Source organism: Pseudoalteromonas sp. SG41-2 (genome assembly GCF_014164535.1).
Taxonomy (GTDB): Bacteria; Pseudomonadota; Gammaproteobacteria; order Enterobacterales; family Alteromonadaceae; genus Pseudoalteromonas; species Pseudoalteromonas rhizosphaerae.
The window spans coordinates 1-1,013 of record NZ_JACJFK010000094.1; the positions used below are offsets into that span (position 1 = coordinate 1).

The window sequence follows — 1,013 nt, forward strand, 5'->3', positions numbered from 1 at the left end:
TGTTGTTTGAGTTCATTTTTAACATCAATAAATTGATTGTTCTTTATCACAAACTGTACATTGTTTTGCTCGGTTTCTAGGCATAAATCGCGCCCGGCGTGTAAGTTTATCGTCCCAAGTTGGCTTATCCATTCTATGAATTGGCGGCCTGATTGTTTAGCATTTAACTCAAAGTAATGTTCACTGGCGAGAGTTTGTAAAATGACTTTTGGCTCATTGTCGTCATCATCAAATAGTAGTTCGTTGTGGGCTGCAGGGGAATTATGTCGCGGGGTAAACCCGCTGCTACGAATAATCGAATTTACTCTGTGCAAAAATGAAAGGCAGGGCACTAATCAGCGGCTGTATTAGCGCCTAGCCAAACAACATCCATGTTGTTAAAGAGCCGGTAATTCCTAGTGAATTAGTGCTTTGGCTGCACGGTTTAAATTTAAATTATAACGTCTTTATTGTTATAAACTGCTTAAAAACACACTAAGATCTAACCGAGCACTTTAGTATTTTTAAGTTTTGTAGCCCAGTCCAGATTAAAAAGGCCACAAGCATATTTGCATACAGCGTTATTCGTACTGCTTAATAGCGCCACGTACCATAGAAGCCATATCAATAATTTCCATATCCCCCATGTCGGCAATTAAATTCAAATGGGCAAAAATATCGCACTTTTCAATATTCTTGATTTTTTTCTCGCCACCCATAAATAAAAATGGCGCAAAGCCGTACACTTCATTAGCATTGAGTGGGCCATATTTTTTTAATGCCGCAGGGAAAAGTGGTTTCTTTTGGCTGCTTTTTATATCAGAACTATCTGGATCCTGACATGTCAAGAAACTTTTTATTGTTTGGTTAGCCTTGCCAGCTTCAATATCTTGCTGATTTCCTTTTTTTGTTCGCATCCAATTAAGGTAAGGGCTGATTTCCACAGAATGTCCGGTTTTCTCACCGTAGAGTTTTAAATTGCCCCAGGCATTACGCGCTATAACATAATAAATATCATCTTGCTCAAACGGGGT

Annotated in this window: 2 protein-coding genes; both read right to left on the reverse strand. The window is 38.8% G+C overall.

The window, feature by feature from the left end; translation table 11 throughout:
- Positions 1-314, reverse strand: a 314-nt coding sequence (locus tag H5186_RS22545; protein ID WP_259398601.1) for a hypothetical protein, incomplete at its 3' end; no start/stop codon positions are given.
- Positions 315-560: 246 nt separating this feature from the next.
- The coding region (locus H5186_RS22550) for a T6SS immunity protein Tdi1 domain-containing protein (RefSeq protein WP_182762839.1) at positions 561-1,013 on the reverse strand (453 nt) is incomplete at its 5' end.